Source organism: Paralimibaculum aggregatum, assembly GCF_030270585.1.
Taxonomy (GTDB): domain Bacteria; phylum Pseudomonadota; class Alphaproteobacteria; order Rhodobacterales; family Rhodobacteraceae; genus Thermohalobaculum; species Thermohalobaculum aggregatum.
Map to the genome: position 1 here is coordinate 18,374 of NZ_BSYI01000027.1, position 16,480 is coordinate 34,853.

The 16,480-nt window shown below is 70.8% G+C and carries 14 protein-coding genes; 3 read left to right on the forward strand and 11 right to left on the reverse strand.

Annotation, left to right across the window (positions count from 1 at the left end):
* Positions 1 to 83: 83 nt before the first annotated feature.
* Entirely contained in the window at positions 84 to 977 is an 894-nt protein-coding gene (locus QSJ97_RS15790) for a LysR family transcriptional regulator (RefSeq protein WP_285672839.1), read from the forward strand.
* A 30-nt stretch (positions 978 to 1,007) separates the two neighbouring features.
* Here the strand turns inward: QSJ97_RS15790 and QSJ97_RS15795 are convergent, their stop codons facing one another.
* The 3 genes from QSJ97_RS15795 to QSJ97_RS15805 all read right to left on the reverse strand — a co-directional run bounded on the left by QSJ97_RS15795 (position 1,008) and on the right by QSJ97_RS15805 (position 5,373).
* On the reverse strand, positions 1,008 to 1,439 hold the full coding sequence (locus QSJ97_RS15795; protein ID WP_285672841.1) for a hypothetical protein: 432 nt from the start codon (positions 1,437 to 1,439) through the stop codon (positions 1,008 to 1,010).
* Complete coding sequence (locus QSJ97_RS15800) at positions 1,440 to 2,900, reverse strand: GMC oxidoreductase (protein WP_285672842.1); 1,461 nt, start codon at positions 2,898 to 2,900, stop codon at positions 1,440 to 1,442. It lies immediately after the preceding gene.
* Between the two features lie 1,054 nt (positions 2,901 to 3,954).
* Positions 3,955 to 5,373, reverse strand: coding sequence for an L-lactate permease (locus QSJ97_RS15805; RefSeq protein WP_285672844.1), 1,419 nt, complete (start codon positions 5,371 to 5,373; stop codon positions 3,955 to 3,957).
* Between the two features lie 570 nt (positions 5,374 to 5,943).
* On the opposite strand from QSJ97_RS15805, the gene QSJ97_RS15810 reads away from it, so the two are divergent.
* The gene (locus QSJ97_RS15810) at positions 5,944 to 6,591 is read left to right on the forward strand and encodes a peptidoglycan-binding domain-containing protein (protein ID WP_285672846.1); all 648 of its coding nucleotides are present in this window, start codon (positions 5,944 to 5,946) and stop codon (positions 6,589 to 6,591) included.
* Between the two features lie 21 nt (positions 6,592 to 6,612).
* Here the strand turns inward: QSJ97_RS15810 and QSJ97_RS15815 are convergent, their stop codons facing one another.
* The 8 genes from QSJ97_RS15815 to QSJ97_RS15850 all read right to left on the reverse strand — a co-directional run bounded on the left by QSJ97_RS15815 (position 6,613) and on the right by QSJ97_RS15850 (position 14,981).
* Positions 6,613 to 8,175 (reverse strand): acyl-CoA synthetase, encoded by a 1,563-nt coding sequence (locus QSJ97_RS15815; protein WP_285672848.1) that lies wholly within the window; start codon positions 8,173 to 8,175, stop codon positions 6,613 to 6,615.
* 4 nt (positions 8,176 to 8,179) lie between these two features.
* Positions 8,180 to 9,196, reverse strand: coding sequence for a zinc-dependent alcohol dehydrogenase family protein (locus tag QSJ97_RS15820; protein WP_285672850.1), 1,017 nt, complete (start codon positions 9,194 to 9,196; stop codon positions 8,180 to 8,182).
* A 16-nt stretch (positions 9,197 to 9,212) separates the two neighbouring features.
* A complete protein-coding gene (locus tag QSJ97_RS15825; RefSeq protein ID WP_285672854.1) occupies positions 9,213 to 10,343 on the reverse strand; it encodes an acyl-CoA dehydrogenase family protein in 1,131 nt (376 codons plus the stop codon).
* Positions 10,340 to 11,293, reverse strand: coding sequence for a branched-chain amino acid ABC transporter permease (locus QSJ97_RS15830; protein ID WP_285672856.1), 954 nt, complete (start codon positions 11,291 to 11,293; stop codon positions 10,340 to 10,342). The genes QSJ97_RS15825 and QSJ97_RS15830 overlap by 4 nt, the downstream gene beginning before the upstream one ends.
* Positions 11,290 to 12,150 (reverse strand): branched-chain amino acid ABC transporter permease, encoded by an 861-nt coding sequence (locus QSJ97_RS15835; protein WP_285672858.1) that lies wholly within the window; start codon positions 12,148 to 12,150, stop codon positions 11,290 to 11,292. Before QSJ97_RS15835 ends, QSJ97_RS15830 begins: the two co-directional genes overlap by 4 nt.
* A gap of 88 nt (positions 12,151 to 12,238) precedes the next feature.
* Positions 12,239 to 13,450 carry an ABC transporter substrate-binding protein gene (locus QSJ97_RS15840; protein ID WP_285672860.1) on the reverse strand — a complete coding sequence of 404 codons (1,212 nt, stop codon included), beginning with the start codon at positions 13,448 to 13,450 and terminating at the stop codon, positions 12,239 to 12,241.
* A 64-nt stretch (positions 13,451 to 13,514) separates the two neighbouring features.
* A complete protein-coding gene (locus tag QSJ97_RS15845) occupies positions 13,515 to 14,216 on the reverse strand; it encodes an ABC transporter ATP-binding protein (protein ID WP_285672862.1) in 702 nt (233 codons plus the stop codon).
* Positions 14,217 to 14,981, reverse strand: coding sequence for an ABC transporter ATP-binding protein (locus QSJ97_RS15850; RefSeq protein WP_285672864.1), 765 nt, complete (start codon positions 14,979 to 14,981; stop codon positions 14,217 to 14,219).
* A 160-nt stretch (positions 14,982 to 15,141) separates the two neighbouring features.
* Between QSJ97_RS15850 and QSJ97_RS15855 the strand changes: the two genes are divergently transcribed.
* Positions 15,142 to 16,020: a LysR substrate-binding domain-containing protein gene (locus QSJ97_RS15855; RefSeq protein ID WP_285672866.1), complete on the forward strand. Its 879-nt coding sequence runs from the start codon at positions 15,142 to 15,144 to the stop codon at positions 16,018 to 16,020.
* Positions 16,021 to 16,480 lie beyond the last annotated feature (460 nt).

Below are 16,480 nucleotides of genomic sequence, written 5' to 3' on the forward strand. Positions count from 1 at the left end.
TTCCCGCTCCCGGCCGGAAACGCTGGACAGATGGCAGGATCGAATCCATTGATCTAGGCAGAAGCATGGAATGAGGCTGTCCGATGGATCTTCGCCAGCTCGAAACCTTCCGCTGCGTTGCGCGCCTCGGCTCCTTCACCCAGGCCGCGCACCAGCTGAACACGACGCAGTCCAACGTGTCGCTGCGGATCGCCGATCTTGAGCGCGATCTCGGCGTCGAGCTGCTCGACCGGTCGCGGCGACAGGTCCGGGTCACCGCGAAAGGGCGCGACCTGCTGCGCTATGCCGCCGAGATCGCGCTCCTGGTCGACGAGCTGCAGATGACCGTGGGCAACCCCCGGAGCATCTCGGGATCGCTGCGGATCTGCGCCGCCGAGCTCATCGCGCTGACCTGGCTGCCGGCGCTGATCGCGGATCTCGCCAAGCGCTATCCGCGCCTCGAGATCGACCTCGAGGTCGGGCTCAGCGGCGACGTGCCGGACAGGCTGCGCAACGGCGCCATCGACATTGCCTTCGTGCCGCTCGCCGAGCAGCCGGAACCCGACATCGCCGCCGAGGTCCTCTCGACCATCCGCTTCGGCTACCACTGCGCCCCGGATTTCGAGATGCGCGCCGGCCCGCTCTCGCCCGACGATTTCCGCGCGCTGAGCGTGATCAGCCTCGGGCCCGGCTCGACGATCTCCAGCATCGAGCAGCGCTGGCTCGGCCAGGCCTCGCGCCAGCCGCAGCATCTGCAACGGTCGAACTCGATGGAGATCAGCGCCGGCCTGATCCGCTCGGGCCTCGGCGTCGGCCTGTTGCCGATCGACTTCTACCGCGACGAGAGCCGCAACGGCCGCCTGCAGGTGCTGCAGGTCGATCCGCCGATCCCGCTGATCCCGTTCTATGCGCTGCATCTCGCGGCGGGCGCGCCGCCGATCATCGACACCATCAAGGCGATGGCGCGGGAGGCCTCCGCCGATCCCTGGACCCGCTAGAGCGGCGGCGCACCGGTCCCGCCGGCACCCCTAGCGCAGGCGCGCGAACGGGTTGCAGAGCGGGGCCGTCTCCAGCGCGAGATAATCGATGGGATCGCCCGACTCTCGCCCGTCATAGCTGGAGGACAACAGGAAATCCGTGACGACGCGGCGGTCGTAGCGCTCGATGCGCGCGAGATCGCCAGCGGGCAGAGCACCGCGGAACAGCGGCAGGAGGTACAATCCCGATGCGACCGCCGATCGCAGCTTCCAGTTCGACGCGGTCATCGGGGCATAGTCCCGCGCGAAGGCTGCCGCCGCGCCGCGCGCCAGCGCATCGTCCCCGACATGGTGGCGGACGATCGCCTCAAGGATCGCCTCGATATCCGTGAGCGCATAGCGGCCCGCGACGCCGGCGGCAGCCGCGGCGGCCACCAGTCCGATCCCGTTGGTCAGGAAGCTGCGCCGCGTCGTCCTGCCCATTCAGCCCGCCCCGAACAGCCTGCGCGCCGCGCGCAGGGACCAGGCCGCCGCCGTCAGGCTCGGGTTGCCCGCCGGGGCCGTCGGGAAGACGCTGGTGCCGACGACGCTCAGATTGCGCACCCGATGATGCAGCAGATCGCCATCGACGATGCTGCGGCCCGGGTCGGTTCCGGCCGGGGTGGTGCACTGGACATGCGCCTCGGACGGCCGCGCCACCGGTTCGGACACGCGCTCGAGACCGAGGCCGGCGAAGATCTCCGGCACCGCCCGCAGCGCGGCCCTCAGGCCGTCCTCCGCATAGGCGCCGTGGGTCGCGTGGTGGATGACCGGCAGCGCATCCCAGTCCTCCGGCACCTCGACGAAGTTCCGCTCGCTGCGCAGAGCCTCCGCGATGACCATCAGGTTGAGCGTGTTGAGATGCCTGCCCCGCTCGAGCCGCAGGCCATGATGCTTCCAGCGATTGTCGAAATAGTAGGCGGCGGCGGCGTGCGCCCGCCTGTGCGCGCCGTCGAGGAGCCGGATGTTCTGGCCGGTCGCCGCCGTCCCGCCATCGACGCCGGAATGCGCGGCGAGCTGCACCTCGACATTCGCCCCCATCTGCTCGGCGATGCCGCGGCCGAGCTCGGGATGCCCGAGCCCCGAGCGCTGCAGGATCGCCGGGTTGCAGATCGCGTTGGCGCCGAGCACGACATGGTCGCCCGAGACCGTCTGCCGCCTTCCGCGCCGCTCGAACACCACCCTGCGCGCATGGCCGGCCTCGAGCTCCAGCGCGAGCACGTTCGCCCCGGTGAGGATGCTGATGCGCGCGTCCTCCAGCACCGCGGGCAGGCCGTTCAGCGCCGTGAACTTCGCGTCCTGCGGACAGAGGCGGCACTCGCCATGGGCGCAGCACTGTGCCCGCAGCGCACCGATGCTGTCGCGCGCCGCCGGCAGCGCGAGCTGCATCGGATCGCGCTCGCGCAGCGCCATGTCGATGCCGGAGCCCCGGAAGGCCGGCAGCGGATAGGGACGCGAGCGCCGGAACGGGCCGACACGGTCGCTGTCGCCGGCAATGCCGATGATCTCCTCCGCCGCGCAGTAATGGGGCTCGAGGTCGTCATAGGAGATCGGCCAGTCCTCGCCCCTGCCGTAGAGCCGGCGCATCCCGAAGTCGGAGGGATGCAGGCGCGGGGCCTGGCCCCACCAGCACAGCGTTCCGCCGCCGAGGCCGATGGTGAAGTTCCAAGGCTTCTCGCCCTCCAGCCGCCGGTAGTAGCGGTCCGCCGAGGTCGGACGATCGGGGTCCTCGGGATCGGCGGAATTGCTCCGCAGCGCGAGCTGGCGCGCATGTGGCAGATAGGCCCCGCGCTCGAGCAGGGCGACCCGCGCGGTCCGCGGCAGGTGCCCGAGGCACTCCCGGAGATAGAACAGCGACCCGAACCCGCTTCCGACAACCACGAGATCGTAGCTGCCCCGGATCATCGCGGACTCCACGATGTTGGGTATCGGCTCCCGGCTCACCACACCATCTCTCGAACAACGCGCATGTGTGAATATACTATGAACCGTACGATCTCCGAACCGGAGATCTCCGGCTCGCTTCGGCCGGAGGCGCGCGCGGGGTGCGCCATGGCGCGCCCTTGGCATGCCGCGGCGGGCCCAAGGAGGGGACGGGCGGGCCTCGCCTGCCGCGGCACGCCCAGCTTCCAGATGCCGGCGCCTTCGCCCGGTGCTGCCCGGACGCCCCGCCGCCCGCATCCCATGCAGCCCCAAGTGTGACTCCCAAAGGCCCAGCGCGCGAACCTTCGCCGGTCTCCCCGGCCACGCCACCCATGATCTTCGGACCGAGCCGCCTAGGCCGGTCGCAACCGTTCCGCTGCGGAACACAGTCGCCCGGGCGGGCGGCGTGACCGTCGCCCTGATCCTTTGCAGTGAGGCGCATGGGCGGCGAGGTGGCCGACCTCCAGTGCAGGCCGGGCTGGCGCGGAGGGGACATGCGCCGGAACATGCAGGGTATCGCACCGTTCCATAGCGGCGCCCGGGCAGATGGCGGAGGCGACACGCCGACGGGCGGTTTCGGCGGTTTCGTCCCGGGCGGCCTGCCGGCGCCGGGGTGGCATCGGTGGATGGTGGCAGCCGTCCCCGCCGCGACCGTGTCGCCGGCACGCTCTGGCAGAGGCGAAGCCGGACATGCCGGGCACCAGCGCAGGCCGCTTCATCCGCAGCCCGTCCGGATCGGCACCCGCCACCGCGGTCGCGCGAAAGCCGGCGCCACATGGGGATGCCGTGACGCGGGGCAGCCTGACCAACTGTCCTCCCTGCCCGAGCCGGTGGAAGGCGGCCATCGGTGTGCCGACGGTCGGTTTCCCGGCTTGAGACCGGCTGCCGTCAACAGGCCGATTGTCAGGGTGGCGCTCTCTCGACGCTCTCGATGGCCGGCCTATTCGCGCTTCCGGGCTTGCGAGATACCGTGGCCTGCGACGGGACGTCCGGCGGCCTCGGCGCCCGGACGGAACCGCTACCGGCCGCGTCGCGGTCAGAGCAGCATGGCGGCCAGCAGCGCGGCGGCGACGGCCAGCAGGATGGCGTTCAGCGTGTAGGGCAGGAGCAGCCGGAAGCCCGCCTGCGCCTCCTCGCCCGAGGCCGAGATCAGCGCCTGCCCCATGGCGAACCGGACCGGGCTGATCGCGGTCAGCGCGCTGCCGGCGAAGACCGCGGCGGCGCCGACCCACGGCACCACCTCCGGGCCGATCCGGAGCCCGGCGATCAGCGGCATGGAGAGGGCCCCCGCCCCGGTGTTGCTGCCGGTGAGATAGCCGCCGAAGGCGCCGGCCAGCGGCACCAGCGCCGGCGCCGCCGCCCCCACCGCGCCGGTCGCCTGCCCCATCAGCGCCGCCGAGATCCCCGAGCGCACCATGATCCAGGCCATGCCGACCAGCAGGAAGGTCATCGCCGCCGCGCGCCAGCCGCGCCGCAGCATGGCGCGCAGGCCCGACACGACCGCGCCGCGGCCACCGCGCCGCCAGGACACCGCCGCGCCGATCAGCAGCAGCAGCAGCGCCGGCGACATCAGCGGCGCCAGCGCCGAGAGCCCGGCGAAGGGTGCGAAGCGCAGCGTCTCCAGCGCCTCGCGCAGCGGCGGCAGGAAGCGCGTCGCCGCGAGCAGCAGCACCAGCGCGACATATGGCAGGGCGGCGCGCGGGTCCGGGCGATCCTCCCGCCCCGCCGCAAGATGGCGCAGCAGGAGCACCGCGCCGAGCGCGGCCAGCGCGGCGAACTCGATCGGCATCGCGAGGCTGGCCAGCACCAGCAGTGCCGAGAGCCCGCCCAGCGTCGCGCTCCACTCGATGCGCTCGCGGCGCGACGGCGCGAACCCGGCGCCGCGCGCCACCCGCCAGAACAGCGGCAGGATCACCGCGACCGCGACCGTCGTCAGCAGGGCGCAGCGCAGCGCGAGCGCCTCGACCGGGATGCCGGAGATCTCCGCGCTGATCCGGGTGCCGACGCCGAGCGCCCCCCAGGGCACGAGGAACTGGCTGAACGCCGCCAGCGCCAGCGCCCGGCCGCCGGTGACACCCAGCCGCACCACCCCCGCCAGGGCGACGACATAGCCGACGCCGAACCCGGTCGCGGTCTCGAGGAAGGGGCCGATCAGCAGGCAGCTTCCGGCCAGCGCGCCATGGCTCGGCGCCGGACCGGACGACACGCCGCCCCCGCCCGTGCTTTCGGCGAAGAACAGCCCCGCGAGAATGACCAGCACCGCCGGCAGGGCGATCCAGAACCCCGCGAGCAGCCCGGCCACGGCCTCCGCGGCGCCGGTCTCCACCGGCGCGGCCACCACGGCGACCACCGCCGAGAGCGCCGTCGCCAGCGCCGCCGCGGCAACCGGGCTCGCGCGCCGCGACACGAGTAGCCCGACAAAGAGGATTATCGGACACAGCCATACCAGGATCATCGGCGCCTCTCCCATCCCTGCCCCGGCAGGCTCGGCAATTCCCGGAACATTTCAATGGAACCATTGATGATTTTTTCTGCTCGCGCCCATCACGAGGCCGGCCGAGGCCGGTTCCGCTCCCGATCGCCGATCCTGCGGCGTCCGGTGCACCGAACGCCATCGGCGCCCCTGCGGAGCACGGAGGTCGCGTGGCGGGCCGATGGGGCGATCCGCCGGACAGGACGATGCTGGCTGGCCTGACCCGGGCCAGCAGGGCACGGGCGCTGCGCATCGGCGACCGCGGCGGCGCGCGACGGCAATGGCGCCGGGCGGGCACGCGCCTCGCAGGGAGGGCTCCGCGGCTGCCTCCCTGCGCATGGTCGGCAACCGCTCCTGGCCTCCGCCCCCGGCGCCCCCGGGCCGTCGCAACCGGCGGCTGCCCGGCGGCACATGTCATCGCCGGGTCTATGCGACCGGCGCCGCCCCGGCCCGGTGAAACAATCGAAACGCCGCCGCGCCGTCAAACCGATACCCAAGGCTGCCAGATTCCTGCGGAACGGCCCGCGGGCCGCGAACGGATGGAGATGACCAATGCCAGCACTCTCGGAAGGATCGACCGGCAGCCCGGTCAGGAAGCTCCAGATCGACCTCAACAAGGTTCTCGCATCGGGACTGAAGGCGAACGGAACCTTCGACGGGAAGACGAAGGACGCCGTTGTCCGGTTCCAGAAGAAGGCCGGGCTGAGCACCAGCGGGACCGCGGATACCGGGACGGTCAAGGCGCTCAAGAGCCATGTCAGGGGGCTCGACTGGCCCCATGGCGACCCCGCCGCCGACAAGGCCTCGATCTCCGACGCGATCGAGGATGTGAAGCGGAACGCCGCCGCCGCGAAGGCGAGCTTCGGCAAGGCCGAGCAGGCCTGCCGCGCGGCCGCGGATCTGCTGAAGAAGAACGGCGCCGGCCTGGCGACGGCCGCCACCGAAGCCGCCGCGAAATGGGGCGAGGAGGTCAGGCTGCTCGAGGAGATGGCACGGCACAGGAAGGACTTCGACGCCGCCCGGAAGGCGCATGATCTGGCGCGCCAGCAGGAGATCCTCGCCAAGGCCAGGGCGCTGGAGGCCAGGCTCAAGCCGCTGGCCGACAAGGGCTATGCCAGCTTCGAGGAGATGGGCCGGCTGGCCACCGCCGGCAAGGCGGCGATCAAGGGGCTCGCCAAGCTCGACGCGAAGAAGGCCTGAGACCGGCGCCCGGCCGGCACGTCAGCCGGGCTTGAGCGCGGCCAGATACTCCTCGCGCAGCCGGCGCTTGAAGAGCTTGCCGTTGGCCTCGCGCGGCAGGCGTTCGCGGAAGTCGATGCTGCGCGGGCACTTGATCGCCGACAGCCGTTCGCGGCAGAAGCGCATGAGCTCCTCCGCGAGCGCCGGCGAGGCCGATGCCGGCTGTGCAAGCTGTACCACCGCCTTGACCTCCTCGCCGAAATCGGGATTGGGCAGGCCGAAGACCGCCGCGTCCAGCACCGCCGGATGCGACAGCAGCGCGTTCTCGGTCTCCTGCGGGTAGATGTTGACCCCCCCGGAGATGATCACGAAGGACTTGCGGTCGGTCAGGTAGAGATAGCCGTCCGCGTCGAGCCGGCCGATATCGCCGAGCGTGGTCCAGCCCCGCGCGTTGCGCGCCGCCGCGGTCTTCTCGGGCGCGTTGTGATACTCGAACTGGTGGCCGTTCTCGAAATAGATCTCGCCCTCCGCACCGACCGGCAGCGGCTCGCCCTGCGCGTCGCAGACATGGATGACGCCGAGCCGCGCGCGGCCCACCGAGCCGGGATGCGCGAGCCATTCGGCGGTGTCGAGCGCGACGAAGCCGTTGTTCTCGGTGCCGGCATAGTACTCGTGCAGGATCGGCCCCCACCAGTCGATCATCTGGCGCTTGACCTCCACCGGGCAGGGCGCCGCGGCATGCACCGCCATCTGCATCGAGGAGAGGTCGAAGCGGCGGCGCTCCTCCTCGGGAAGCTTGAGCATCCGCACGAACATCGTCGGCACCCACTGGCTGTGGGTGATGCGGTGGCGCTCGATCAGCGAGAGCGCCGCGACGGCGTCGAACCGGTCCATGATCACCGCGCTGCCGCCCATGCGGATCGTCACCATGGTGTGGCGCAGCGGCGCCGCGTGATAGAGCGGGGCCGGGCAGAGATAGCGGGTCTCGGCAGCGTAGCCGAAGAGCTCGGTCAGCAGGTCGACCAGCATGCTGCGCCGGCCCGGCTTCTCCCCGGTCAGCGCCCATTTCACCCCCTTGGGGCGGCCCGTGGTGCCCGAGGAATAGAGCATGTCGAGGCCCTGCGCCTCGTCCTCGATCGGCGTGGCGGGGCAGGCTTCGAGCGCCGCCTCCCAGCGCGCCGCGCCGGGCAGGTCGGCGCCGACCGCATAGAGCGCGCAGCGCCCCTCGAGCGCCGGCGCCAGCGCCTCGAGCCGGTCGGCGAAGCGCTCGGAGGTGATCAGCATGCGCGCGCCGCAATCGCCGACGATATAGGCGATCTCCGGGGCGGTCAGATGCGTGCCGATGGTGGTGTAGTAGATCCCGGCGCGATCCGCCGCGAAGCAGATCTCCAGGAAGTCGCGGCGGTTCTCCATGAGGATCGCGACATGATCGCCCTGCCCGATGCCGGCCCGGCGGAACAGATGGGCGCCCCGGTTGGCGCGCGTCTCGAGCTCGGCGAAGGTGACCCGCTCGCCGGTTGCGCTCATGGCGAAGGCGACCGCCTCGGGGCGCTGCCGGGCATGGACCCGCGGGTCGCAGGAGATCTCTGCGGAAGACGCCTGCATCGGATCAGAACCGGATCACGGTCTTGCCGAAGCCGCCGCCGCGGCGCAGGTGCTCCAGCGCATCGCGAAGCTCTTCGAAGGCGAAGCTCTCGCCGACCACCGGGCGCAGCCCGTGCTGCGAGATCGCCGCCAGCATCGCCTCGAAGCCCTCGCGATGGCCGACCGTGACCCCCTGCAGCCGCACCTGCCGGGTCACGACGAGGCCCAGCGACGCCTCGAGCTTCAGCCCCGACAGCACGCCGATCAGCGAGATCGTGCCGCCCGGCCGGATCGCCTTGAGCGAGAGCGGCAGGGTCTTCTCGCCGCCGAGCTCGACGATGTGGTCGAAGCCGCCGCGATCGGCGGTGATCGGCCGGCTCGCCTTCGCCCAGTCCTCGGTGGTGGTGTAGTTGATGGTCTCGTCGGCGCCCATCGCGCGGACCCGCGCCAGCTTCTCGTCGCTGGAGGAGATCACCGTGACATGGGCGCCGCGCAGCTTGGCGAAGGCGAGCGCGAACAGCGCGACGCCGCCGGTGCCCTGCACCAGCACCCGGTCGCCGGGGGCGAGCCGGCCATAGGTCGAGATCGCGCTCCAGGCGGTGAGGCCGGCGCAGGGCAGCGTCGCCGCCTCGGCATCGGTCAGATGCTCCGGCACCCGGCAGACGCCCTGCTCCGACAGGCAGACGAGCTCGGCCATCACCCCGTCGCGCGGGCCGCCGAGGCCCGAGGAGAAGGCCGCGGGCGAAGGCTCGCCGGCGACCCAGTTCTGGAAATAGCTCGGGCAGACCCGGTCGCCCACCGCGGCGCGGGTCACGCCCTCGCCGATGGCGACGACCTCGCCGACCCCGTCGGACACCGGGATCAGCGGCAGCTCGCCCGTGGCGCGGCCATAGCCGCGCTCGGGCACGATCAGGTCGCGCGCGTTGAGCGAGGCGGCCTTCATGCGGATCAGCACCTGGCCCGGGCCGGCCTCGGGCGCCGGGCGCTCGGCGAGCCGGAGGTTGTCGATGCCCCACTCGCCCTCGATCTGGAATACGCGCATTGTCAGTCCTCTTCGGTCAGGGCGCCGGCGCGCGCCGCATCAGGCGATGGACGCGCTCGAGCAGCATTTCGGTCGATCCGTCGGTCAGCGTGGCGATCTCCGCCGCCGCGAGATGGCGGGAGAAGGGATGTTGCGGCCGCAGGCCCTCGGCGCCCATGAGGTGCAGGAGCTCCGGCAGCTGCCGGCGGCAGGTATCGACGGCGGCGATCTTCGCCTGCGCGGCGGCGAGCTGCGCCGGGGCGCCCCGATCGACCGCCGCGACCGCCTCGGCGGTGATCGCCCGCGCAGCCGCCAGCGCGACCCCGGCGCGGGCGAGCGCCAGCCGCCAGGCCTGATGCCCCGCGAGCGCCCGGCCGAAGCTCCGGCGGCTCTCGCCATAGTCGCCCGCCGCCTCGATGGCCGCGCCGAGCATGCCGCAGCACATCGCCGCGACATAGGCCCGCGCGCCGTTGATCTCGTCGAGGATCGCGCCGAAGGCCTGCCCCGGCGCGAAGACCACGTGATCGGCGGGAATGCGGACCCCCTCGAGCCGGAACCCGCCGGTGCCCATCGAGGTCTGCGCAAAGGGCGCGTCGAGCGGGTAGCGGCTGCATCCGGGGCGGTCCAGCGGCACCAGGAAGGCGCCGATGCCGTCACGGTCTCCCGGCTCGCCGCACTGCGCATAGACGATGGCGAACGCCGCGTGCCGGGCATTGATGACCCAGCACTTCTCGCCGTCGAGCCGCCAGCCCTCGCCGTCGCGCCGGGCGGTGGTGGAGATCGACGCGAAATCCGACCCGGCGCCCGGCTCGGTGAGCGCGGTGCAGGCGCTCGACCGGCCCGAGAGCAGATCGGGCAGCAGCGGCTCCCACACCCGGCGCTCGGCGCTCGCCACCAGCCGCAGGGCGACGTTCTGCGTGTTGACGACCGACATGGCGAAGCCGAAATCGGCGCGCGCGAGCGTCTCCGCCGCCCGAGCCTTCGCGGCGAAGCCGAGGCCGAGCCCGCCGGCCTCCGCCGGCACCTGGATGCGCATCAGCCCCAGCGCGCCCGCCCGCCCGAGCAGGGCCGGATCGGGCGCCGCCCCCATCGACCAGGCGGCCGCCGCGGGCGCCACCTCGTCGCGCACGAAGGCCCGGACGGCGGCCTGCAGTTCCGCCTCCGTCATCGCCGCCCCGCGATCCGCGCGCCCAGATCCTGCGCGAGGCCGACGATGCCGCGCGGCATGAAGATCGTCGCGAGCACCAGCAGCAGCCCGTAGATGATCAGGCGGAAGCTGTCGGCAAAGCGGAGGTATTCCGGCAGGAAGATCACGATGAAGGCGCCGATCATCGGGCCGGCCAGCGTGCCCGATCCGCCGACGATCACCGCGAGGATCGCGTCGAGCGACTGCGCCACGCCGAAGACCTCGGGGTTGATGAAGCTCTGGTAATGGGCATAGAGCGCCCCGCCGAGCCCCGCGAACATCGCGCTCGCGACGAAGGCGAAGAGCTTGTACTTCCACGCGGCGACGCCGAGCGCGCCGACCAGATCCTCGTTCTGGCGGATCGCCATCAGGATCTGCCCCACGCGCGAGCGCACGATCGCCCAGGCGATGCCGGTGGTCAGCACCGCCACCGCGAGCACGAAGTAGTAGTAGACCTCGCGGTCGCGGAAGTTGAGCGCCTCGAGCCACCCCGCCGGCTTGGGGATGCCGGTGATCCCGGCCTCGCCCTGGGTCAGCTCGGTGAAGTTGAGCAGGACGATGAAGATCACCAGGTTGAAGGCGAGCGTCACGATCGCGAAGTAGTGCCCCTTCATCCTGAGGCTCGGATAGCCGACGATCAGCGCGAAGACGGCGGTCATCGGCGGCGCCAGCAGGATCGTGAGCCAGACCGGCAGGCCGAGATGCATGCCCATCAGGGTCGTCGAATAGGCGCCGATCCCCATGAAGCCGGCGCCGACGATGGAGACATAGCCGGTATAGCCCTGGATCAGGTTCTGGCCCTGGCTCACGATCAGCCAGATCAGCGCCAGGATGCTCAGGTGCAGGTAGTACTTCACCGAGATCAGCTGCGGCAGCGCGATCAGGACGACCAGCGCTCCGGCATAGAGGAGGGAAACCGCGATCCGGGTCATGATGCCTTGCCCAGCAGGCCCTGCGGCCGGAACAGCAGGACGAAGATCATCACCAGGAAGGCGATCACGTCCTTGTAGGCCGAGGAGACGAAACCCGCGGCCAGCGACTCGGTGATGCCGAGCACGATGCCGCCGACGATGGCTCCGGGGATCGAGCCGAGGCCGCCGAGGATCAGCACCGCGAAGCCCTTGATCACCAGCCCCTCGCCGATGCCCGGGGCGATGGCGAAGAGCGCGCCCACCATGATGCCGGCGGCGACGCCGAGCGCGGTGGACATGGCGAAGACCACCAGCGGGATCGTGCGCACGTTGACGCCCATCAGGATCGCGGCGTCGCGGTTCTCGGCCACCGCGCGGATCGCCTGCCCGGTCTTGGTGCGCTCGACGAAGATCGTCATCGCCGCGATCAGCAGCGCCGCGGCCAGGATCACGTAGAGGCGCAGCTCCGGCAGCGTGACGCCGCCGATGTTGAAGACCCGGTCGAAGCTGGTGGGGATCACCACCTGCTCATGCCCGAAGAACTCGAGATTGAGCCCCTCGACCATCATGGTGAGGCCGAGCGCCACGATGAAGGCGTTGATGTGGCTTGCCTTTCGCACCGGCCGGTAGGCGAGCAGCTCGATCGCCATGCCGAGCACGACACCGGCGGTGAGCGCGACGGGGATGGCGATCACGAGCGGAATGCCCTGCCCCGCCACCAGGAAGAAGGTGAGGTAGCCGCCGAACATCGACACCGAGCCATGGGCGAAATGCGCGATGCCAAGGATGCCGAAGACCGTGGTGAGCCCGAGGGCTATCAGCACGTAGACGCCGCCTATGGCGATGCCGTTCACGATCTGCTGGAGGATCTCGATCATGGGATGTCCATCTCGGGCGTTCTGCGGGCGGCCCCGGGCGGGCCGCCGCCGGGGCGGCGCGGAGAGGCCCCGCGCCGCCCGTTGCCGGTCAGTCGAGGGTGCTCAGGAACTCGGAATAGGCGACGGGGTCCGACGGCAGGTCCTGGACGAAGGTCCAGTTGCCGTCGCGCCACTGGAAGGCGCCGTTCGAGGTGTAGGCCTGGCCGTTGCGGTCGAACATCTTCCCGTCGATCGGGAGGTACTGCATGACCACCTCGTCCGGCACCGCCAGCTCGCGCAGCGCCCTGGCCACCGCCGCCGTGTCCTCCACCGTGCCCGCCGCCTCGAGCGCATCCTTCAGCGCATAGGTCTGGTCATAGGCATAGGGGCTGCTCGGCGAGGGGGAGATCCCGTATGCCGCGGCGTAGTTCTCGTGATAGGCGATGCCGTTCTCGGTGGCCGAGAGCAGCGTCAGCTCGGTCGGGCGCAGGTCCCAGACCCCTTCCATCTGCTCGCTGGTGGCCACGCGCAGGAACTGCTCCTCGCTGCCGCTGGTGAAGCCGTAGCGCGGCAGGTCGAGGCCGAGCTCGACCGACTGGCGATAGATGAAGGCCGCCGGCTCGACATAGCCCACGACGAGGAGCGCATCGGCTTCGAGGCCCCTGATCTTGGTGAGCTGGGGCGTCATGTCGCGATCCTTGAGCGCGAAGGCCTCGCGGGTGACGATCTCGCCGCCGGCCTTGTTGAGCTCCTTCTCGAAGGCATCGACATAGCTGGCATAGAAGCCGACATCGAGCGCCCCGAGCACCGCGACGCGCTTGTGCCCCTTCGCCGCCACGAAGGCCCCGGCGGCGGCGCCGGTATAGTCGGCCGGCGGGCGGGTGCGCGTGAGGTTGGGAATCTCGCGGGTGGTGATCGAGCGCTCCGCGGCATTGCCGACGAGCATCACCGCGTCCTCGTACTCGATGAACGAGGCGACCGCGCCGGTGGCGCCGGAGCAGCAGAAGCCGAGGATGTATTTCACCCCGTCGCGGTCGATCAGCTTGCGCACCGCGTTGGTCGCCTCGGTGGGGTTGCCCTTGTCGTCATAGGCGATCACCTCGAGCATGTAGGTCTCGCCGCCCACCGAGATGCCGCCGGCGGCGTTGATCTCGCTGGCCGCGAGCTTCACCGCATTGGCCTGCGGCAGGCCATAGACCGCCGCACCGCCGGTGAGCGCATCGCTCACGCCGATCGCGAGCGTCTCCTCCGCAAGCACCGGCTGGGCGGCGATCAGGGCCGCCACCGCGGCGCCCGCAAGGGTCGATATCGTGCGTTTCATTCCGTCTCCTCCCATTTCTGGCATCCCTTTGGCGGGATGTCCGTCGATCTTCGTCGGTCTGGTCTCAGTGCCCGAGATAGGCCTTGGCGACATCGGGATGCGACTGCAGTTCCTGCCCGGTGCCCTCGAGCACGATCTCGCCGGCCTCGAGCAGATAGGCCCGGTCGGCGAGGCGCAGCGCCATCAGCGAGTTCTGCTCGACCAGCAGGATTGTCATGCCCATCTCCCTGATCCGCCCGAGCGTCGCCGCGACCTCGGCGACGATCTTGGGCGCGAGGCCGAGGGATGGCTCGTCGAAGATGCAGAGCTTCGGCCGCGCCATCAGCGCCCGGGCGATGGCGAGCATCTCCTGCTCGCCGCCGGAGAGCGTGCCGGCGGCCTGGTGCGCGCGCTCGCGCAGGATCGGGAACATGTCCATCATGCGCTCGAGATCGTCGGCCTGGCCGTCGTCGGAGCGCGCATAGGCGCCCATGCGCAGGTTCTTCAGCACGCTCATCTGCGGGAAGACCTGCCGGCCCTCGGGGCACATCGTGACCCCCTCCCGCACGATCGCATGGCCGCTCAGGCCGCCGATCTCGCGGCCGCGCAGCCGGATCGTGCCGGCCTTGGGCGCGAGCAGCCCGCAGATCGTCTTGAGCGTCGTGGTCTTGCCGGCGCCGTTCGCACCGATGAGCGCGACGCACTCGCCCTCGGCCACGTCGAGATCGATGCCGTGGAGCACCTCGATGGCGCCATAGCCGGCGCGCAGTCCGCGAACCTCCAGCATTCAGGCAGCCTCGCCGAGATAGGCATCGACCACCGCCGGGTCGGCGCGGATCTCCGCCGGGGTCCCGTCGGCGATCTTGCGGCCGAAGTTCAGCACCACGATCCGGTCGCAGATCTCCATTATGAGGCCCATGTGGTGCTCGATCACCAGCACCGCGGTGCCGCTGTCGCGAATCGCCCGGATCGTCTCGCCGAGCGCGCGGCGCTCATGCGCCACGAGGCCCGCCGCCGGCTCGTCGAGCAGGATGACCCTGGGCTGCGAGGCAAGGGCCGTGGCGATCATCAGGAAGCGCTGCTCGGCCGAGGAGATCGTGCCGACGACCCGGTCGGCAACCGCCGTGAGCCCGGTCAGCGCGAGCGCCTCGTCGACGCGGGCAGCCGCCGCCGCCTCGTCGCCGCCGCCGCGGCGCCCGAAGATCCAGGACAGCGGCCCGGATTTCAGCGTCACGTCCGAGCCGAGCGCCACCTGCTCGCGCACGGTGAACTCGGGAAACAGGCTGGCGGTCTGGAAGGTGCGCGCGAGGCCCTTGGCGACACGGGCATATTCCGGCAGGTGCTGGACATGGTCGCCGCCGAGCAGGATCTCTCCCGAGGTGGCGGGAAAGACGCCGCAGAGCACGTTGACCGTGGTCGACTTGCCGGAGCCGTTGGGCCCGATCAGCCCCAGGATCTCGCCGGGGCGCACGTCGAAGGACAGGTCGTCGATGGCTCTGACGCCACCGAAATGCTTGCTCAGCCCGACCGCTTGCAGGACCGCGGTGGTCATCCGTTCCTCCCATGTCTCCGCATCTGACGTGCGATCCGGTCACGCTAGCCCGTGGCAGCCTTCGCCAGAAGCGCAAAGATTTGCGCAATCCATCGAAATTTTCGATATCATGGATGCTCCGCCGGCATCGCTGCCCGGCATGAGGCGAAGGTCCGGGCCCATGGAAACCATCCGAAACCTGAAGTCGTTGCAGGTCTTTCAGCTCGCATACGTCCATCAGAACGTCTCGCGGGCGGCGCAGGCGCTCAACACGAGCCAGAGCTCGGTCAGCTACCACATCAAGAAATTGGAAGAGGAACTCGGCGTCGTGCTGTTTCGCCGGACCGCCCGCGGGCTGGAGCCGACCGATGAAGGCGCGGCCCTCGCCGCCGATGTCGAGCAGGGGCTCACGGCGATCCGCTCCGGGCTCGAGCGCACCCGGCAGCGGGCCAACACGCTCAGGGTCGCCGTGCTGCCGATGTTCGCGAGCCGCTGGCTGTCGTCGCGGCTCGGCGGGTTCTGGGAACGCCACCCCGGCCTGCAGCTCTCGATCCAGAACCACAACAACAGCTATGCCCGCATGGAGAACCCGCTCGGCTTTGCCGATCTCGGCATCCAGTGGGGCCAGGGCGCCTGGCCGAAATTCGCGGTGCACCGCCTCTGGCCGGAGCACCTCGTGGTGGTGTGCAGCCCGGACTATCGCCGCACCCGGCGCCTCGAGCGCGCCGAGGACCTCGCCCGGTGCACGCTGCTCCATGTGGACGACACGCGCATGTGGGAGGAATGGCTGCGCAATGCCGGGCTCTCCCTCTCGCCGCAGCAGCCGCAGATGATGCTGGAGGACCGTCATTTCCAGCTCAGCTCGACGATCAACGGGCTCGGCGTCTCGCTGTTCGCCGCCTGGCTGGTGCAGGAGGAGCTGAGCGACGGCCGGCTGATCGATCCGTTCGACCGCGCCTGGAGCACCGCCTTCTCCTACAATCTCATCCATCCGCGCGGAGCCGGATTGTCGAAGCCCGCCCGCGAGTTCCGCAACTGGATGCTGGCGCTCTGCGAATGACAGCCGGCCCCGCGGCGCCGTCGCATGGTGACGTGAGGCCGGAGGCTCGCCCGTCCGCAACGATGACGCAGTGCCATGGAGGCGCGCCCCCGCATTCTCGCCGGGAGGCCCGGACGAGATGACCCGCTGACGCACAGCCCCAGTCAACCGTGATGGGCGAGGCCGCCGGGTCGGGGATGCAAAGGCGCCCGGCGCCGCGCCCCGTCCACGAGGGTCCCGAGGGTCCGGCCCATCGCAATCGGCCTGCGCTGCATGGTGCGGGCGCAGGCATCGCGCGGCCTGGCGGTGCGGTGGACCCGCGGCCTCCCGGTGCCGGTCGGCAGACCCTTCGTGTGCGGCCGGCTCGGTGCCCGGCCGTGGGTGCACGGCAATGCCATCGGCGTCGCCCCGATCATGGCATCGGAACGGGCGACGGCTCCGACTGCGGCATCGCCGGGATGGATGCGGCCCCCTTCCGCAT

Excerpts from the sequence above, each read along its gene's own strand:
- QSJ97_RS15820 (WP_285672850.1), bottom strand. The coding sequence starts at position 9,196 with ATGCGCGTATTCCAGATCGAGGGCGAGTGGGGCATCGACAACCTCCGG.
- QSJ97_RS15830 (WP_285672856.1), bottom strand. The coding sequence starts at position 11,293 with ATGACCCGGATCGCGGTTTCCCTCCTCTATGCCGGAGCGCTGGTCGTC.
- QSJ97_RS15800 (WP_285672842.1), bottom strand. The coding sequence starts at position 2,900 with ATGATCCGGGGCAGCTACGATCTCGTGGTTGTCGGAAGCGGGTTCGGG.
- QSJ97_RS15835 (WP_285672858.1), bottom strand. The coding sequence starts at position 12,150 with ATGATCGAGATCCTCCAGCAGATCGTGAACGGCATCGCCATAGGCGGC.
- QSJ97_RS15795 (WP_285672841.1), bottom strand. The coding sequence starts at position 1,439 with ATGGGCAGGACGACGCGGCGCAGCTTCCTGACCAACGGGATCGGACTG.
- QSJ97_RS15840 (WP_285672860.1), bottom strand. The coding sequence starts at position 13,450 with ATGAAACGCACGATATCGACCCTTGCGGGCGCCGCGGTGGCGGCCCTG.
- QSJ97_RS15855 (WP_285672866.1), top strand. The coding sequence starts at position 15,142 with ATGGAAACCATCCGAAACCTGAAGTCGTTGCAGGTCTTTCAGCTCGCA.
- QSJ97_RS15850 (WP_285672864.1), bottom strand. The coding sequence starts at position 14,981 with ATGACCACCGCGGTCCTGCAAGCGGTCGGGCTGAGCAAGCATTTCGGT.
- QSJ97_RS15805 (WP_285672844.1), bottom strand. The coding sequence starts at position 5,373 with ATGATCCTGGTATGGCTGTGTCCGATAATCCTCTTTGTCGGGCTACTC.
- QSJ97_RS15790 (WP_285672839.1), top strand. The coding sequence starts at position 84 with ATGGATCTTCGCCAGCTCGAAACCTTCCGCTGCGTTGCGCGCCTCGGC.
- QSJ97_RS15825 (WP_285672854.1), bottom strand. The coding sequence starts at position 10,343 with ATGACGGAGGCGGAACTGCAGGCCGCCGTCCGGGCCTTCGTGCGCGAC.
- QSJ97_RS15815 (WP_285672848.1), bottom strand. The coding sequence starts at position 8,175 with ATGCAGGCGTCTTCCGCAGAGATCTCCTGCGACCCGCGGGTCCATGCC.
- QSJ97_RS15845 (WP_285672862.1), bottom strand. The coding sequence starts at position 14,216 with ATGCTGGAGGTTCGCGGACTGCGCGCCGGCTATGGCGCCATCGAGGTG.
- QSJ97_RS15810 (WP_285672846.1), top strand. The coding sequence starts at position 5,944 with ATGCCAGCACTCTCGGAAGGATCGACCGGCAGCCCGGTCAGGAAGCTC.